Annotated in this window: 16 protein-coding genes; 8 read left to right on the forward strand and 8 right to left on the reverse strand. The window is 48.9% G+C overall.

Annotation, left to right across the window (positions count from 1 at the left end; genetic code table 11):
- Positions 1–72 precede the first annotated feature (72 nt).
- The 5 genes from IXB50_RS07525 (at position 73) to IXB50_RS07545 (ending at position 4,251) form a co-directional block, all read left to right on the forward strand.
- Positions 73–552, forward strand: a complete 480-nt coding sequence (locus IXB50_RS07525; protein WP_326520743.1) for an SRPBCC family protein — start codon at positions 73–75, stop codon at positions 550–552.
- 127 nt (positions 553–679) lie between these two features.
- Positions 680–1,747 (forward strand): Mrp/NBP35 family ATP-binding protein, encoded by a 1,068-nt coding sequence (locus IXB50_RS07530; protein WP_215608370.1) that lies wholly within the window; start codon positions 680–682, stop codon positions 1,745–1,747.
- A gap of 83 nt (positions 1,748–1,830) precedes the next feature.
- Positions 1,831–3,087, forward strand: coding sequence for a rod shape-determining protein RodA (gene rodA / locus IXB50_RS07535; protein WP_215608335.1), 1,257 nt, complete (start codon positions 1,831–1,833; stop codon positions 3,085–3,087).
- A gap of 136 nt (positions 3,088–3,223) precedes the next feature.
- Positions 3,224–3,427, forward strand: a complete 204-nt coding sequence (locus IXB50_RS07540; RefSeq protein ID WP_216867609.1) for an NAD(P)H dehydrogenase subunit NdhS — start codon at positions 3,224–3,226, stop codon at positions 3,425–3,427.
- 167 nt (positions 3,428–3,594) lie between these two features.
- Complete coding sequence (locus tag IXB50_RS07545) at positions 3,595–4,251, forward strand: HAS-barrel domain-containing protein (protein ID WP_215608336.1); 657 nt, start codon at positions 3,595–3,597, stop codon at positions 4,249–4,251.
- A 94-nt stretch (positions 4,252–4,345) separates the two neighbouring features.
- Here IXB50_RS07545 and IXB50_RS07550 read toward each other — a convergent pair whose 3' ends face one another.
- From IXB50_RS07550 to IXB50_RS07570, 6 genes are all read right to left on the reverse strand, one after another.
- Positions 4,346–8,107, reverse strand: coding sequence for a hydantoinase B/oxoprolinase family protein (locus tag IXB50_RS07550; protein ID WP_215608337.1), 3,762 nt, complete (start codon positions 8,105–8,107; stop codon positions 4,346–4,348).
- Positions 8,108–8,335: 228 nt separating this feature from the next.
- The gene (locus IXB50_RS07555; RefSeq protein WP_215608338.1) at positions 8,336–8,527 is read right to left on the reverse strand and encodes a hypothetical protein; all 192 of its coding nucleotides are present in this window, start codon (positions 8,525–8,527) and stop codon (positions 8,336–8,338) included.
- A 364-nt stretch (positions 8,528–8,891) separates the two neighbouring features.
- Positions 8,892–9,770 (reverse strand): hypothetical protein, encoded by an 879-nt coding sequence (locus IXB50_RS07560; protein WP_215608339.1) that lies wholly within the window; start codon positions 9,768–9,770, stop codon positions 8,892–8,894.
- 70 nt (positions 9,771–9,840) lie between these two features.
- Complete coding sequence (locus IXB50_RS22405; protein ID WP_281413243.1) at positions 9,841–9,972, reverse strand: hypothetical protein; 132 nt, start codon at positions 9,970–9,972, stop codon at positions 9,841–9,843.
- A 105-nt stretch (positions 9,973–10,077) separates the two neighbouring features.
- The gene (gene bioA / locus IXB50_RS07565) at positions 10,078–11,370 is read right to left on the reverse strand and encodes an adenosylmethionine--8-amino-7-oxononanoate transaminase (RefSeq protein ID WP_215608340.1); all 1,293 of its coding nucleotides are present in this window, start codon (positions 11,368–11,370) and stop codon (positions 10,078–10,080) included.
- A gap of 49 nt (positions 11,371–11,419) precedes the next feature.
- On the reverse strand, positions 11,420–11,899 hold the full coding sequence (locus IXB50_RS07570) for a DUF4399 domain-containing protein (protein ID WP_215608341.1): 480 nt from the start codon (positions 11,897–11,899) through the stop codon (positions 11,420–11,422).
- 342 nt (positions 11,900–12,241) lie between these two features.
- Between IXB50_RS07570 and IXB50_RS07575 the strand changes: the two genes are divergently transcribed.
- Positions 12,242–12,706 carry a porin family protein gene (locus IXB50_RS07575; RefSeq protein ID WP_215608342.1) on the forward strand — a complete coding sequence of 155 codons (465 nt, stop codon included), beginning with the start codon at positions 12,242–12,244 and terminating at the stop codon, positions 12,704–12,706.
- A gap of 88 nt (positions 12,707–12,794) precedes the next feature.
- Here the strand turns inward: IXB50_RS07575 and IXB50_RS07580 are convergent, their stop codons facing one another.
- Complete coding sequence (locus IXB50_RS07580) at positions 12,795–13,586, reverse strand: SGNH/GDSL hydrolase family protein (protein ID WP_215608343.1); 792 nt, start codon at positions 13,584–13,586, stop codon at positions 12,795–12,797.
- A gap of 515 nt (positions 13,587–14,101) precedes the next feature.
- On the opposite strand from IXB50_RS07580, the gene IXB50_RS07585 reads away from it, so the two are divergent.
- Together IXB50_RS07585 and IXB50_RS07590 are read left to right on the forward strand one after the other, a co-directional pair.
- On the forward strand, positions 14,102–15,319 hold the full coding sequence (locus IXB50_RS07585) for a 1-acyl-sn-glycerol-3-phosphate acyltransferase (protein ID WP_407658801.1): 1,218 nt from the start codon (positions 14,102–14,104) through the stop codon (positions 15,317–15,319).
- Between the two features lie 245 nt (positions 15,320–15,564).
- Positions 15,565–17,130, forward strand: a complete 1,566-nt coding sequence (locus IXB50_RS07590; protein ID WP_281413244.1) for a PAS domain-containing sensor histidine kinase — start codon at positions 15,565–15,567, stop codon at positions 17,128–17,130.
- Here the strand turns inward: IXB50_RS07590 and IXB50_RS07595 are convergent.
- Complete coding sequence (locus IXB50_RS07595) at positions 17,113–17,904, reverse strand: leucine-rich repeat domain-containing protein (protein ID WP_215608345.1); 792 nt, start codon at positions 17,902–17,904, stop codon at positions 17,113–17,115. The two genes, IXB50_RS07590 and IXB50_RS07595, sit on opposite strands and share 18 nt — an antisense overlap.
- Between the last annotated feature and the right edge of the window lie 234 nt (positions 17,905–18,138).

Genomic DNA, 18,138 nt, shown 5'->3' on the forward strand with positions numbered 1-18,138 from the left:
ATATCCTGGTTTCAGTCATTTAGGCAAAGCTTCTGGCACCCTACACATCAAACGTCTAGCCACCCAGCCCTAGTGCCAAGAAATCGACTAACCCTAGAAAAACACTACCAAGTCAGTAGCACCGCTTCCATCGAAGCCCTCTGGCAAAAAATGAACGACTTGGCAGGGTTAGCTTCATGGCATCCACTCATTACCTCCACCAATGCCCCCAATGGTCAACAGGCTACACCGGGGTTGATTTATCGAGTATTTGCCCGCTGGGTTCCCGTCCCCATCAAAATTTTTGTAGAAGGCGTACTACCTGGTGAATATATTAGTCTTCGCATCTTTCCTGTGCCGGGCTTAGAAGAGCGAGCCATTTATCGCCTTGAGTCCACCCTTTGTGGTACGCAGATCTCTTACTCCATTAAACTCAAGGGTTGGCTATCCCCTGTAGCCTGGTCATTTTTACGTCCCTATGCCGCCAGAGTCGCCGCCGCCCTTGCGCAAGCGGCCGAACAAGCCACCGTCTCTGGAATGATGCCAAATCAGTATCGAGATATCTTTAGCTAGCTAGATAGGATGGAGCAGTCAATGTGTTCGATGAAACACGCCTACACCATCGGACATGAAGCCTTAGAATGGATGGCAAACATTCTCTGAAGAATTTTCCCGTTCATATCAATCTTTCACAAACATGATGCCGACAACTGAGGCAATTCTGGACGCGCTGCGCCCCGTTCAAGATCCTGAGCTGCAAAAAAGCCTGGTAGAGCTGAATATGATCCGCAATGTGGCCGTCGATGATGGCCAGGTAAGCTTTACCCTTGTACTTACCACCCCAGCTTGTCCACTCAAAGAATTTATTGTTGAAGACTGCGAAAAAGCCGTCAAGGCACTGCCAGGCGTAGCCTCAGTTGCTGTCGAAGTAACCGCTGAAACTCCTCAGCAAAAGTCAGTTCTGCCTGATCAACAGGGCATTGATAAAGTCAAAAACATTTTGGCCGTTTCCAGCGGTAAGGGGGGCGTCGGCAAGAGTACCATCGCTGTCAATCTCGCCGTTTCACTGGCAAAAGCAGGCTCCAAAGTAGGCCTACTTGATGCCGACATCTATGGTCCCAATGCCCCTATCATGATGGGGCTCCAGGATGGCAATGTCGTCGTCCGGGATGGGGCCGATGGCCAACAGGAACTAGAGCCCGCCTTTAACCATGGCGTTAAGCTTGTATCCATGGGCTTTTTGATTGACCGAGATCAACCAGTTGTGTGGCGTGGCCCCATGCTCAATGGCATTATTCGTCAGTTTTTATATCAGGTACAGTGGGGCGAACTGGACTATCTAATTGTAGATATGCCCCCTGGCACAGGCGATGCTCAGCTCACCATGGCCCAAGCAGTCCCCATGGCAGGTGTAGTCATCGTCACCACCCCACAAGATGTGGCCCTCTCCGATGCCCGTCGCGGTCTAAAAATGTTCCAACAGCTCAATGTACGAGTGTTGGGCATTGTAGAAAACATGAGCTACTTTATCCCTCCCGATATGCCCGACAAGAGCTATGACATTTTTGGCTCCGGAGGTGGTGAGAAAGCGGCCGAAGCATTAGGAGTACCTCTGTTAGGCTGTGTTCCCTTAGAGATGCCAGTACGAGAAGGGGGGGATGCGGGGAAGCCGATTGTCTTAGCTCAGCCTGAATCCGCTTCTGCGGTGGCCCTCACCAAAATTTCCCAGCAAGTAGCGGCCAAGGTCTCTGTAGCGGCATTGACGTAGGTATTTATTGATTTTTTGTAGGGTCGTTCCACGGAACGACCCTACAAAAAATTAGGTTCTCTTTATTAATTGGTTTTGCTTTTATGGCTCAAACCACATTCCTAGGCAAATGGTTTTATCGTTGGCTGCATCCCTGGCGCGGCATTGATTGGCTGTTATTGTTCTTCCCCATTGGCATCACACTTTTTTCTAGTCTGTTGATCGCCAGTACACGGCTGTATACCGGGGAAACCGATCTCGCATGGAACCATGTGGTCATGTGTGTGCTTGGTGTTTTCCTCTGTATGTGGTTGGCCCGTAGTCGGTACGAATCTCTCCTGGAATGGCGCTGGGTCATCTATCTGATCACCAATGTGTCTTTAGTCGCTGTCATGCTGATTGGTACTGTAGGTAACGGTGCCCAAAGTTGGATTAGCATTGGTGGCTTTAACATTCAGCCTTCAGAATTTGCCAAAGTCGGCATCATTATTACCCTGGCCGCTACGCTCAAAGATCGAGAATCCACTACTCTGAGTGGTCTACTCAAAGCCCTAGCTATAACGGCTATCCCCTGGGCACTGATCTTTTTACAACCAGACTTAGGTACATCCCTTGTCTTTGGAGCGATTGTGTTGGGGATGCTCTACTGGAGCAATATGAACCCAGGCTGGCTGGTGCTGTTGGTATCACCCTTGGTAGCTGCGATTGTCTTCAATCTATATATCCCTGTGTGGATCGGCTGGGTGATCTTAATGGGGGTGATTGCCTGGATGACATTGCCGCTACGTTGGTACAGCACACTAATCATTGTCGTCATTAACTCAGTTGCAGGCAAAATTGGAGAACTCATGTGGAGCCTGCTGCAAGACTACCAGCGGGATCGTCTCACCCTATTTTTGAATCCTGAACAGGATCCCCTAGGCGGCGGCTATCACCTGATCCAATCTCGCATTGCCATTGGTTCAGGACAGCTGTGGGGACGTGGTTTATTCCATGGCACCCAAACCCAGCTGAGTTTTATTCCGGAGCAGCATACGGATTTTATTTTCTCTGCCCTAGGCGAAGAGCTTGGGTTTATGGGGGCCTTGGCCATGGTGCTGGCCTATTGGTTCATCTGCTTGCGGTTGATTATCATCGCCCAAAATGCGAAGGATAATTTTGGCTCATTGCTGGCCATTGGCGTCTTGTCAATGATTGTATTCCAGGTGGTGGTGAATATTGGCATGACCATTGGTCTGGCCCCGATTACGGGGATTCCGTTACCATGGATGAGCTATGGACGATCGTCATTGCTGACGAACTTTATTGCCATTGGCATTGTGGAATCGGTGGCGAATTTTCAGCATCGGTTGAAGTTTTAGGCTTCACTTCGCTCAGCCAGCAAAAACGTGGGATGGATTTGTTGGGGTGATAATAGATTTGAGTGAGAAGCAAGGGGTTGGGCGTTGTAGCAACCCAACCTACACTATTAATTGAAACTCTAGCGAAGCGAATCCAATGATAATTTTGCCTGGTTCTCCTGTAAAGGTGACGAATGTAAACGATACTTACTATGGGTTTCAGGGATTAGTGCAGCGGATCACAGATGGCAGGGTAGCTGTGCTGTTTGAGGGGGGTAACTGGGATAAGCTGGTGACCTTCAGAATGTCTGAGATTGAGGCTGTCAAGCCTAAACGCGGCGGCAAGAAAAAGAAGAAGTAAAGGCTTGCCTTATGCAGGCTCGTTATCAATAGGGCCTCATTTCATTTATCAAACAATTAGAAATAAGGCATGCTAGTCAGGGCACCCACAAGGGGAGCCCCTACGGGATGTAATTTTTCGGGTATGATGCTAATGTACTGGAGACGTTTGTACTATATGACAGAACTATGCGTCTTCCTCTACCGCAGTTGGCTGCTCGCGATCGCAACCCAGCCCACATTGCTGAGGTGATCGAAACGGCAACGACTGAATTTTTGGCCCAATGTCTTGAGCCTGAAGATTTAAGTTTCCCGGCAATGCCACCCTTCGGCAGCTGGGTAAAGTCGTTTGATGAGGAAGCGAGTAATCAAATATATGGAGTGGTTTACCATGCGACGACCAGCCCAATTGACTCGGTGCATCGGGCACGAGCGTTGGGAATGTCGTTAGAGGATTTGCGGCAGCAGCAGCCGCAGATTTTTGCCATGCTTAAAACTGAATTTCGAGTAGCCATTGTTGGGTTTCAGACGTCCGATAATCGCGGTGAGTTAAACGAGCGTTGCTATCAGCATTTGCCACCGCGACCACCACAGGTGCATCAGGCCGTATATCGATGTGAGCCCGATGAAGTGATTGGGTTTACGGATGAGTTAGATTTTTTGCGCACGCTATTGCAAGTGGGTGCAGTGCCGAGTGAGAGTTTGGTGGCGGCGGCGATTCGTGAAGTTTATCAACTGCGGCAATTTGATCGGGATTGGTTGGTGTTAGCCGGGCGAACAGTTGGAACTTTGTTGAAGGATGATTATGATCGACTGCGAATGATCCTTAATCAGATTCATCCTTAATCAGATTCATCCTTAATAAAGAATGTACTGTGGCCATAGTCTATTTTATTGGGATTGGCGATCTAATCGATTAAAACAAGTAAAGTTTGAGACACTAATACGGTGCTGCCTGAAATCTCGATCCAAATCCACCACCACCGGGGGTCTCGATAACAAAAACATCATCGGATTCCATAGCGATCTGAGCATTACTGCCGATGGTTTCTCTTGCTCCGTTGCTCCGCTCAATTGTATTCTGCCCCAGTTTGCCAGGCTGACCATGCTGTAAGCCAAACGGCTTGACCTGCCGATGGCCTGAGATAATGGCAGCGGTCATTGGCTCACGGAAACGAATACGACGAATGACGCCGTTACCACCGGAATGTTTGCCTGCTCCACCACTGTTGGGACGGATAGAAAAATCATCCACCAGGACAGGAAACCTCCATTCAAGCACCTCAGGGTCTGTCAGCCGTGAGTTAGTCATATGGGTCTGCACTGCATCTGTTCCAGCAAAATTAGGGCCAGCACCAGAACCACCGCAAATGGTCTCGTAATACTGATATTGTTCATTGCCAAAGGTAAAGTTATTCATGGTGCCTTGGCTGGCGGCCATCGTTCCTAAAGCACCATAGAGGGCATTGGTGACAGCTTGAGAGGTTTCCACATTGCCTGCCACCACAGCAGCAGGATAACGAGGATTGAGCAGACAGCCCTCGGGGACAATTATCTCTAAAGGTTTGAGGCAACCAGCATTGAGGGGGATATCGTCATCAACCAGGGTACGAAAAACATAGAGCACGGCTGCCTTACATACAGCTAATGGCGCATTAAAGTTGTTCTCCTGCTGGGGAGATGTGCCGGTAAAATCAATCCGTGCTGACCGTTCTATTTGGTTGATCTCAAGGGTTAAGTTGATTTGGGTGCCATTGTCAGTAGTGTAGCTAAACTCTCCGTCTGACAATACATCAATCACTCGGCGAACAGCCTCGGCAGCATTGTCTTGCACATGTTGCATATAGGCTTGGACCTGGTGCAAACCATAGTGGGTAACCATGCGTCGCAGTTCTTGCACCCCACGTTCATTGGCGGCGACCTGGGCCTGGAGATCTGCCAGATTCTGAGTCAAGTTACGGACAGGGTTGGGACTTGATTGTAATAGTTCTGCGATCGCAGCTTCACGAAATTTTCCGTGCTCGATCAGTTTGAAGTTATCAATCAGAATGCCTTCCTGTTCAATAGTTTTGCTATAAGGAGGCATGGAGCCAGGCGTAATGCCGCCGATATCAGCGTGGTGTCCTCGCGAAGCAACATAGAAAGTAGGGGGAGCGAAGGTAGGAGGAGCACTACCTACCAATTCAACAAATACAGGCGTAATCACCGTAATATCCGGCAGATGTGTGCCGCCATTGTAGGGATTGTTGGAAACGTAAACATCGCCAGATTGAATTGTTTCTCCCTTTGCCTGAATTAAGCTAGCAACACTTTCTCCCATAGAGCCCAGGTGTACTGGAATATGCGGAGCATTGGCCACCAGCTGTCCCTGCTGGTCAAAGATAGCGCAAGAGAAATCCAGCCGCTCTTTAATGTTGACTGAGTAGCTAGTGTTTTGCAGGGTAATGCCCATTTCCTCAGCAACGGAGCGGAAGAGGTTATTGAATATTTCCAGCTTTACTGGATCCGGCTTGGCAGAATCAATAGCCTGATCAGCTGTCTGATTTATAGGCTGCTTTAATGGAGGCTGGTGCTTCAGAATTAGATGATTTTGTTCGGTCAGTTGCGCAGACCAGTTGGGTTCGATCACATTGGTGCCCGTCGGTTCAATAATTAAGGCTGGTCCCTGGACTATGTCATGGGGGAGAAGCTCATCCCGCTTATAGACGGGGCTGTCATGCCATTGTCCCTTGGTGTAAATGGAAACTCTGGTGATGGCAGTCAAGGGAGTGGTGCGTTGCTGAGTAATCTGGGGTTCGTCGATGGGGTTGGTTTGTCCAATGGTCTCTACAGACACGGCTTCTACCATGAGTGCTTTGTGGGGCATGGTGAAACCGTAGCGTTGTTTGTAGACTTGTTCAAATTGAACCTGCATGTCGGTGAGAGAACCAAAGGAGACAATTAAGGCTGCATCAGTGCCGGTGTAGCGAAGGTGAACCTTTTGCAGGGTAGTAGTTCTCTCAGACGTGACGCCCTGGTCAGCCATTTCCTGCCTCCCTGTTGCTGCCAAGAAGGATAGTGTTTTAGTGAGTAAAGGTAGAGTTTCGTCGGAGAGGGTGGCTTCAATGGCTTGTTCTTTGAGGATGCGCAGATCAGCCAGGCCAATGCCGTAGGCAGACAGTACTCCAGCAAAGGGATGGAGGAAAATTTGTCGCATACCCAGTGATTCGGCAATCAGGCAAGCGTGCTGCCCCCCGGCTCCACCAAAGCTGCAGAGGGTGTATTCGCTAACGTCATAGCCTCGCTGAATGGAGATTTTCTTGATGGCGCTGGCCATTCTCTCAACGGCAATGGCGAGAAAACCAGCGGCTACTTCTTCGGGTTGTTGAGTGGCTCCAGTGTGTTGATAAACCTGCTGTGCTAAGGCTTGGAATCCTTCAGTAACAGTAGTTTTATCTAAAGGTAGATTTCCTTCTGGACCAAACACCGTGGGAAAGAACTCAGGCTGCAGTTTGCCCAGCATAACGTTGCAGTCGGTGACCGTTAGCGGACCACCCCGGCGATAACAGGTAGGACCAGGGTAAGCTCCGGCTGATTCTGGTCCTACACGATAACGGGCTCCGTCAAACTGCAGGATGGAGCCTCCACCGGCTGCCACGGTATGGATAGCCATCATCGGTGCTCGCAGTCTGATACCAGCTACTTCAGTCTCAAAGGTACGCTCGTAGTCGCCATTACTCTCTTCTCCGTTATAGTGCGAGACATCGGTGGAGGTGCCGCCCATGTCAAAGCCAATAATTTTATTCAACCCAGCACTGGCACAGGTTTTGACTGCGCCGACGATGCCACCTGCGGGACCGGAGAGAATACTGTCTTTGCCCTGGAAGCGATGGGCGTCGGTAAGACCGCCGTTGGACTGCATGAACATGAGGCGGAGGTCTGGTTGGTGGTTGGTGGTTGGTGGGTTTGGATCGGAGGGGGAGAGGGGGAGAGGGGGAGAAGGGGAGAGGGATTGTTCTACTTGATCGATGTAGCGGCGGAGGATGGGGGAGAGGTAGGCGTCGACGACGGTGGTGTCGCCTCGGCTAACGAGTTTCATCAGGGGGCTGACCTGGTGGGAGATGGAAATTTGGGTAAAGCCGATGCGTTTGGCGATCGCAGCTACCTTGAGTTCATGATCGGGGTAGCGGTAGGCGTGGAGCAGTGCGATCGCACATCCCCTCACCCCGCTTTCAAACACCTGCTTCAATTCCTCCACCCATGCCCCAGTTTCTGCCAATGCCATCAGCTCCTCACCTTGAGCACTGTAACGCTCCGGTACCTCAATCACCTGCTCATACAGCATCTCTGGCAGCTGAATATGGCGGGCAAAAATATCAGGCCGATTCTGATAACCAATGCGCAGGGCATCCTTAAATCCCTTGGTAATCAGCAGGACTGTGGGATCTCCTTGCCGCTCTAGGAGAGCATTGGTCGCCACCGTAGTACCCATTTTCACCACTTCGATGTGCTCAGCGGGGATGACCTCATCATCCCTTAGCCCTAAAATCTCTCGCATCCCCTGGATAGGAGCATCAACATAGCGACCTGGATTCTCTGACAGCAGCTTATGCACCTGCAGTTGACCATCGGGACGGCGAGCAACAACATCGGTAAAGGTGCCCCCACGATCAATCCAAAACTGCCAACGGGAGTTTGAGGATGTGGGTGTGCTGTGGGTCATGGTTAACGCAGATTAGAAATGAATATGGGTATGATGCAGGCGTGGTTTTTATTAAGGTAGTTTATTAACGGCATCATTTTCCGATGGTTTACCATGCCTGATGACCTACCCATTTTTCTTCTATGTGTTGTTCTTTTGGTGTTATACCTCTTTTGGTCTGCAGCTACAGAGATGGGAACAAAGTCACCCAAATGGCCTTGGGATCAAGAGTAAATACGTAGTTGCATGCTATCGGGTGCCTCCGCTGAGCCTGCGCTGCGGTATCCCTGGCGGTGGCGGTTGGAAAGGCTGCTCGGCTGAGGCTGTCTGAGGGAGTAATTCCGGTCTGGTATCCATCGCAAACGCAGCAGCATCGGCCACAACCAGTAGATGGCTGATTAGCAGTGTCTTGGTCATCAGATTCCTTAGAAAGCTACCCATGGTAGATGTTGCAGACGCAAAAGGCACAATGGTCCGATGGGAACGGTCCAAGGATCTATCAGTAGGAAGGCGTAATCTACGGCAGTCTTGTTACAAAACTTCAATCATTTTCAGAAAAGCTAGATAAACCCAGGGGCAAAGTTTACATTTGCGTCGATGGGCATTCAGGGGCCTTGTATCGATCTAGCAGCAACGTTCTCCATGTTTAGTCGACAGCCTTGCAGTCGATCAGTTGGTATATTTCCTGCCTGGCATTTTGTAAGCTATTCGGCTCGATAATCCAAATAAAATTATCGTCATGTTCTGGATATTCAACAGCAACAGTGGATCCGGCTTACCATAGCTACAGTCCAGACTTCCTTTTTTACTGAATGCCGATTGTCAGATGGTAGGACGCATTCCCCCGCGTACCTCCTACGATGATCCTATAGTCACCTGTATGTGGTAAATAGATGGTTTCATCCATGGCTTCCCGTGCCAGGATTAATTGACTGGGAGAAATTACATCAAAAACCGCATTGTCTTCTAGGGACTCAATGGACAATTCCATCTGTTGGCCACCACTGGCTCCCAAGATATAAACATCTCGCTCTCCTCTGATAACACTGTTGCTAACCGTAGCTGAACTTTCTCCAGGAGAAAACTCCACCCGCTCGGTATGAACGGCACTAGCCCAGTCCATCAGATCGCTGGCTTCTAAGCCATCCTCATCCTGAAATACTGGATCCACTAGCTCACAGTTGGTGAGGTCCAATAAATAATCTTTGGTCTGGAGAGTATTTTGGGTCAGCGTCCAGGTTTCCCTTGATGCTTGAACATCGAACTCAATCCATGTAGTAATATCAACGTTGGCCTGATTGTTGATTAAGGGGCCTGAAAATGCCTGAGTATAGCTTGTATAATAAGCTGCTTCATCATTTTGAACTGTTGATCGAGCATCACCTTGAAGCTGATTGTCTTCGTGAATGGTCAAACGCAGGTGCGTGGTGATAATACCGTCATCGAACGTGTAACAGTAAGGATCAGGACTAGGATCCAAGGCAATCTTCTGGGTACTTGCAAGCGGTGTAGTGCTATCGGTTGCAGGGGCATTAGTTTCGGGGGCAGCGGGCTCAGACGCGTTTTGAGAAATAGGTGAAGCTGCTACGGTTTCCTCGGGTCGATTAACGGTCGTTGCACCGCAGCCACTGAGAAGAGTGACGAGACCTGTTGCTAAAAAAACAATAGAAGTAAGACGCATCATAGGAACAGGTCCAAAAGAGATATGAACGATAACTCAATAGTAATCAAGACTCTCATAACAATATCAAATATTATCGAGTGCCTGTTGTCGTTAAGTGTTGATTAGCTAAGTTGTCACTGTGGGTCTCTGAGTCACAGCTTAGTAGACCAAGGGTCATTGCTATCAGCATGCCCATGAGCAGCAGACGATATGTCTTATGCATTGTGGTGAAATCCCGTAAATCTGTTTCAGCCCCCTTGGGAGCTAACCGCTTATGGAAAGATTTCAGAAAACAGACACAATGTTTACATAAACTTACATATCACGCTTACCCATCGCTTTTTGTCAGGGCTACCATTGCCTGGGTAATTCGTCTCAGTTCATCGGGCTCAATGATATAGGGCGGCATGGTGTACAGCAGCTTGCCAAAGGGCCGTAACCACACCCCATGTTCCACTACCTGAGGCTGGATCTCGTTCATATTCACTGATTCATGTAGTTCTACCACCCCAATGGCCCCCAGTACGCGAACGTCCTTCACGTTAGAAGATTCACGACAGGGAGCAAGCTCTGCCTTGAGTTGTGCCTCAATAACCTGGATTTTGGATTGCCAGTCATAGCTTTCTAGAATGTCGATATTGGCTAAGGACACAGCGCAGGCTAAAGGATTGGCCATGAATGTGGGACCGTGCATAAAGACGCCAGCCTCCCCCTGGGAGAAGACCTGGCTAATGTGGGGAGTAGTTAGGGTGGCTGCTAGGGATATAAAACCACCGGACATGGCTTTACCAATACAGAGAATGTCAGGGGAAATACCAGCGTGTTCACAGGCAAAATATCTGCCAGTACGACCAAAGCCTGTGGCGATTTCATCCAAAATCAGTAGCACATCGTACTGATTGCACAGTTCCCGTGCTCGCCGAACATAATCGGGACTGTAAAATCGCATCCCCCCTGCCCCCTGCACCACCGGCTCAAATATGGCTGCAGCAATGTTTGCATGGTTCTCAGCCAGGTGTTGTTCAAAACTAGCAATATCGTGATCGTCCCATACCCCCCAAACGGGAATCTGAGGGATATCGGCAAAATATTGCTGTCGTAGTACCTTGTTAAACAAATGGTGCATGCCATTGACCGGATCACACACTGACATGGCGTCAAAAGTATCGCCATGGTAACCACCCCGCACGGTGAGAAAGCGATGTTTTGCAGGTTTGCCCAGGTTGTACCAGTACTGAATTGCCATTTTCATGGCTACTTCTACTGACACTGAGCCCGAGTCACAGAAGAATACCTGCTGCAAAGGCTGCGGTGTTAGTTCTACTAGCTTCTGGGCGAGTTGAACGGCAGGCTGATGCGTGAGTCCCCCAAACATGACGTGGGACATGCAGTCAATCTGGTCTCTGGCTGCCTGATTCAGGCGAGGATGGTTATACCCGTGGATGGTGGTCCACCAGGAGGACATGCCATCTACCAAAGTGCGGCCATCTTCCATCTCGATGTAGACGCCCTGAGCTGACTTGACAGGGAAAATTGGCAATGGATTGGGCATGGCGGCATAGGGGTGCCATACATGCTGGCGATCAATGGCCAGGAGCTGATCGACGGGGAGAGGATGCATTGCTATTTGCAGAGGGGGTGGGTGAGTCGTTGACGCTAGTCATCGGTGATCATGGCTCGACTGTGACCTTAATTTTCTCGGAAATCACTGGGTTGTCATGGGGAATATGACTGTAGTTGCCTAGCACTAGCTGTAATGTGTGCTCTCCTGGAGTCAAACTGAGTTGAGTCTCGGTTTGGCCTGCGCCGTAGTGCAGCACTTGCTCAGAACCCTGGAGCGGTTCGGTGAGGGATGGTAACTCTTTGACATCAATCAGTAGATGATGGTGACCGGTGTTGGGACGGTCAACGCCAGCAGGAGCAATGCCCATACCCGACAAGCCAAACTGCACGATGAAGGGGGAACTGACGGTCTCACCATTGCTGGGGGCAATAATATAGGCCGTTGCTGTCTCAGGAGCTGGGGAAAGGTCTGTGGCATAGGCTGCAGACGCTACCGACAGACTGAACAGACAGGTGAAGCAGATAATTGCGAACTGACAAGTCAGCGATCTCGCGATCGCAAAACCACGTTTAAGACAAAACACCATAGATCAAGCACACTCCAAAAGAACATTCTCTATGGTAAGCCGTTGCGTCGCCACTACGGTCATATCCCTAACTGGCACAGTCTATTTGGACGATTTTTCAACGGTTATAGCGTCAATTTTGTAGTCCACCTACAATAAGTGTCCTATGCTTTTGTGCATTGCCAAGGGCGCGAAGATACAACAGAACCATGCAACGAGGTTCAGTAATCTCTGGTCTCACATACCGGTTACTTAGCCCTGTTTGTCAGAACCCACGACCAAGTTGAATCCTGTAGCTTCCTCTACAGAGAAATTTCAGTTCTGGGCGTGGAAAAGATTCAAAACGTTTCGAGGAATCCAACCATGTTTAATCGTATTCTTTGCACCCTGGGGCTAACGGCTGCTGTTCTTGCTGCAGCTCCCCTCACTGCTTTTGCACAGGAAGCTCCTGACTATAACTACTTTGGAATCGGTGGCGGAGATGAAGGATTTGCCGTGAACGGTAAAGTCTCCCTATCCGATAATCTTTCTGTCCGTCCTTCTGTTAGTACCGACTTTGACTTTGATGATGGCGAAGATGTTGCCTACGTCCTGCCTATCACCTACGATTTCAACTCTGTTGATCCTGACGGGCGTCTCTATCCTTTCCTAGGCGCTGGTATCAATGGCGAACTGGGTGATGACAGCACTATCGAAGCCGCAGTTACAGGTGGTGCCGACTATCGCTTTAATGATCAGTGGCTGGTAAATGGTTCTGTTGTTTGGTCTCCATTCCAAGATGGTAGCGATGACGTAGACTTTGTCGCTGGTATCGGTTACAGCTTCTAACAACTGGTTTGATATTGCATAGCTCTCCATACTAGCCCCGCTGATGGCGGGGCTTTTTTGTTGCTTTGACAATCGTCTTCTTTAAGGTTTAAAACTCAGCTATCTCTGAACCATCAGGCAGTTCTGGTAGATCGGCATTAGTGAGAAACTCGATAAATGCTTCATTCAAAGTCACATAGCCTTGCTGGTTTAGATGTAATTCATCCTTGCGAAAGTCTTCGGGCATGAGGCCTTGTTCATCGGCGATAGCTGAGAAGCCGTCAAAGATAATGACTTGCTCATCAGCTAACGAGTCAATATATCCATTGACTTCATAAATAGCCTGGGCGACATCGTCTGACCAAACGGGTTTACGTATCAACGGTACTTCACCAACCGGGAGGATAGTCGTGATAATGACATTGGCCCCCAGAGCTTTTGAATCTTCGACCATCTGGCGAATATTGGCACGGCAAAGATCAATAATGACATTACGTTCGTCTGGCATCAGTGGAATGGCTTTGAGGTCATTGATACCCACTTGAATGACGACGATGTCTGGCTCTAAATCTCTCATATGATGGTCAAAACGCTGGCTTGTTTGGGCCGATGTCTGACCGCCAACACCTCGATTGATAAATTCATAGCCTTCAATTTTCGGAGATGTCCAGTCCTCAGCTCTAGAATCTCCAAAAATAACTACCCGTTTGGTATCTCCTTTCTCATCCAGTTTTTGCGCTTGACTATAGTAACTAAGGCCCAGGGGATCTAATCGAACTTGGTTGAGTTCTACATAGTATTTTTCGAGCTGTGTATAGAGGAAATAATTAAGTGCTACTGAAACCCCTAAAACAGGTATCCCCAAAAATGTCAGTAGCGAGCTAACCTTGACCAGTTTCATAGGGCCGTTGGTGGTATAAATTCTAATTGCAAAGGTGTTTAACGAAACTTGACGACTCAAGTTCCAGCCTGAATTGTTCCAAGCATTGGTATATATGGGCTACGTCTGATGTCTGAATCCGTTGTGAGGCAGTGCTCTCTGAGGGTTTTAAAGGTTTAGGAAACGTTTGTAAGGCTCAGGTATAGCAAACAGCCCGATGCTTGATGCTGTTTGCGCATCCATATTAGTTCGTGTTTTAACTTGGCATTTCCAAGCGCTATGAATGTCCTCACCACGGTGACCAATGCTGTGTATTCACAGCATTTTTGGATGTTGTATATTGACCTAAGTTTTTGACACCCTACATCACTATTCCTGATCAAAACTGCCTGTACCCGGATGTGATGGAACAATAATTGCCCAACCAGTTGCCATTTAGCCCTTGGACGGGGCATAACCGTATAAACCTTATTCACGTCTAGAACGGTCGTTTTACCGTGGGAAAAACTCCAGGTTTCAACTTGGACGTGGTTTAAGTGCTTTTGGAACGTTTTTCTGATCCACTGACTATAGAGTATATGGCTCCTGAAACTAACCTATTTTTTCCTCCTAAGCAGCAGCCGTTGCTGATTCGATTAGTGCAAAGTGTGTCCTATCTGGTACTACAGCGTTTATATCGCTGTGACCTGGTGGTCTCTGATGATGATATTGCTCAGCTACGAGCGATTGATAGTTCACGGGTCGTGTATGTGTGCAACCATCCCACCATGGAGGATGGCATGGCACTATTTAGTTTGGCTGCACGGGTGGGACAGCTTTGGCACTATATTGTGGCACGGGAGTCGTTTAAGGGGCTGCAGGGTAAGTTTTTGCAGTGGATGGGGTGCTATTCGATTCGACGGGGTTTGGGCGATCGAGCTAGTATTGCCCAAACCCTGAGCCTATTAAAAGAGCCCCAGGCGCGGGTGGTGATTTTTCCAGAGGGGGGCTGCTCCTATCAAAACGATACGGTAATGCCGTTTCGTTCGGGAGCGATTCAGATGCCACTACAGGTGATGGCCCAGCTGGCTAAGCAAGATCCGGATACGGATTTGTATGTAGTGCCCATATCTTTGAAATATCGCTATATCGAGCCGATGACGGCTGTAATTGAGCAAACGCTACAGGGACTAGAGCAGGAGCTAGGCATCGTTGTGGCTGATATGGCAGATGCTAAGACCTTTTATCAACGGCTGCTTGCGATCGCATCCCTAGTTCTAAACCGGATCGAATCAGAATTTAGTCTATCCAGTCACCCCGAGCAAGATTGGAATCAACGCATTGATCGTCTGCGAAACCATGTGATTGACCAATGTGAGCAGCAGTTAGACCTACAGCCAAACGGTGCCCCTATTCGAGAACGAGTGTACAAAATCCAGGCTCTTTTAGAAGCTGAAGAACCCAAAACCATCGCCGAAGACGATGCTCTCTATTGGACTACGGTACGACTGCTCAACTTTGATGCCATCTATGACGGCTATGTCGCTGCCGACCCTACCCCCGAGAGATTCTTAGACACCTTAATGCGTCTAGAGCGAGAAGTATATCAAATTGAGCATATTCAGCCTAAAGCTTATCGTCAGGCCATTTTTCGCATAGGACAGCCCATTAACCTGAAACATTATGTAGCTGATTTACGACGCGATAAAGCGGGTACCGTAGCACGGCTCACCAAGCAACTACGTCAGGCAGTGCAAGATAATTTAGCAAGTTAGGTTCACCCCTTTAATAGGATTCTCTATTTCAATCCATGGATCTCCGGATGGGGCTTGCAAATTATGAATAAAGAATGTCACTTCTTTTAATCCGAACTTCGGTTAGCTTGAGGGCAACTTCGTTACAGTAATGAATATGTGTCATCATTATCTAGTTCATGAACGAATGTGTGACTGAAGGATACGATTCGGTTGTCCACTCAGCACAGAGTCTTTCAGCCCTCTGGCAGAGAAGTCCCAGAGCAATGTGTTGTCTGCATTGGCATCAAGACGCATTCTGGATTACGGATGCAAATCCGGCAATGACACAGCTGCTGGCAGCACCGATTGAGCAATTAAGCAATCGCCCTTTTCAAGCAATTTTTTCGACGAAGACTGACCATAGTTCCCACTATTGGCAAGCGTTAAATACCTCCCAGACAGTAACATTTGAGGATACCGTCACCCTTTCAGATCGGCGTTATCAGTTTGCCATTGAAGCAATTCCCGTACCTCCGGTTGATAATGCTGCGGCACAGCTGATAGTGACATTTACCCGCAGATCATCTGAAGCGGCACTGCGTCAGAGCGAAGAGCGCTTCAGATCTTTATTTGAAGGTGTCTCACTGATTGGGATGCAAATATACGATCATCAGCGTCGGGTAATTGGTTGGAATCGGGCCAGTGAGCAACTCTATGGCTATACCTGCAAAGAAGCCATGGGACAGCAGCTCGAAGATTTAATCATCCCCGATGCCATGCGTGAGTGGGTGATCCAAGCTGTAGAAGCCTGGTTGCAGCGAGGCATTCCGATTCCTGCCTGTGAGCTGACGCTGCGTCATAAAAATGGTGGCCCGGTGGAGGTGTTTTCCAGTCATATGATGCTGACCAATCTGGAAGGTGAACCTGAGCTGTATTGTCTAGATCTCGATATTAGCGATCGCAAACAAGCCGAGTCCACCCTGCAACAGGCTCAGTTAAAAATGATGCACGGTGAAAAAATGTCCAGCCTAGGCAAAATGGTGGCTGGAATCGCCCATGAAATTAACAATCCCATCAGCTTTATCGATGGCAATCTAGACCATGCGAAAGAGTATATGACAGACCTGCTCCATCTGGTGAGCCTATACCAAACAGCTTATCCTAGCCCTCGTCACGACATCCAATCGGTACTAGAAAGCCTGGACCTGGACTTTATCCAAAAAGATTTTTTTAAACTGGCCACCTCGATGCAGGTGGGGGCAGACCGTATTCGGAGCATTGTAGACTCTCTCCGAAATTTCTCTCGGTTAGATGAAACAGGGGCTAAGGTTGTTGATATTCATGATGGCCTCAACAGTACCCTGCGAATTCTTCATCATCGTCTACAAACCATCGATCCTGCCATTCAAGTGGTGAAAAACTATGGCAATCTCTCTCCTATTGTTTGCTATCCTGGGCCACTCAATCAGGTCTTTATGAATGTATTGACCAATGCGATTGATGCTCTCGCTGATGCTCGGACTAATAGCAGTACAGGCTCTCCTCAGACAGCCTCCCCGCAGATTGAGATATCGACCTCTCAACCCGGTGGCCGACAAACAGTCATCTCTATCTGTGACAATGGTCCTGGGATCTCAGATACTGTTAAAGCACAAATCTTTGATCCATTTTTTACCACCAAGCCCGTTGGGCAAGGTACTGGCATGGGTCTAGCCATCAGCTACCAGGTGATTACTCAGCAGCACCAGGGACAGTTATTGGTAGAGTCTGTTCATGGCAAAGGCACATGCGTTGAAATTCGATTACCGTTGGCAAGCTCCTTAGCCACCCCCTTACAGGGCCCCGTCTAGGTCCCCCTCAAGGTCCCCTTCACAAATATCTCCTAGATTATCGGGACAGGTGTCATAGTCAATGGCAATGCCGCTGAGATCGAGCAGCTGCCATTCTTGTTCCACAGAGGGGGTGAGAATTTCTCCGATGGGGCCTACATCAGTAAAGGGATTGTAGGACACATTGAGGGAGCGAATGGTGGGGATATTGGCCACGGGAGCAATACTGTTGATCTGGTTGTAGCTAATGTCCAGGGTAGTGAGCCGAGGTAGTGTGGTCAGGGCGCTGATATCTTGCAATTGAGCATTGGCCACCCGCAGTGTCCGCAGCTGGATCAGGGTGGAAATAGGTGCTAAATCTGGAATGACATGGCCATTGAGATTGAGGTCGGTGAGATTGGGAGTTGCGATCGCAATCATCTGCAGGTCCACCCCCATCGGAAAATCCACCATCAGCCCGTTTTCCGGCAAATACGTCGTTTCCAGTTGAGGCCCCCACAGCGTACGCACATTTGCCAACCGCCGCTCAGCAATCCCACAGTCACTAATGGCCAGTGCCGACATGAGCGCATCCACCGTTTGCCAGGCATAGGGACGACTATAAAGCACACTACTCCAGTCCCCACCCACTCCCTGAAATGTACCGCACACATCAGCAAACGTGGGCTCAAGGGCAGTCGCCGTTGCTGCCGTAGTACACCAGACCGCACCTACACCAGCCAGCACATTTACGAACCAGGGGGTGATCTGGTGCCCAGTAGGGGTGGGCTGAGGCCCAGGAGTAAGTTGGGGCATAGTAAAGTAACCTTCCGCGCACTAGACTCAACAGCATTGGACCACCAAATCACCCCTGAGTCCATTACTTTTTAAGAATCCTATATCTGGGGTCGGTATCAAAAATCACATAGGTAGACCTAGAGTTTCATCATCAATCCACCAAAATCCTGCCTTTATCAAAGCAATACCGAAGAAATATAAAAATTGTGAAACTGTTATCACAGAAGAGAAGCAAGTCCGTTATTTAGGATC

Origin of the sequence: Leptothoe spongobia TAU-MAC 1115, assembly GCF_018739885.1 — a bacterium.
Lineage (GTDB): Bacteria > Cyanobacteriota > Cyanobacteriia > Phormidesmidales > Phormidesmidaceae > Leptothoe > Leptothoe spongobia.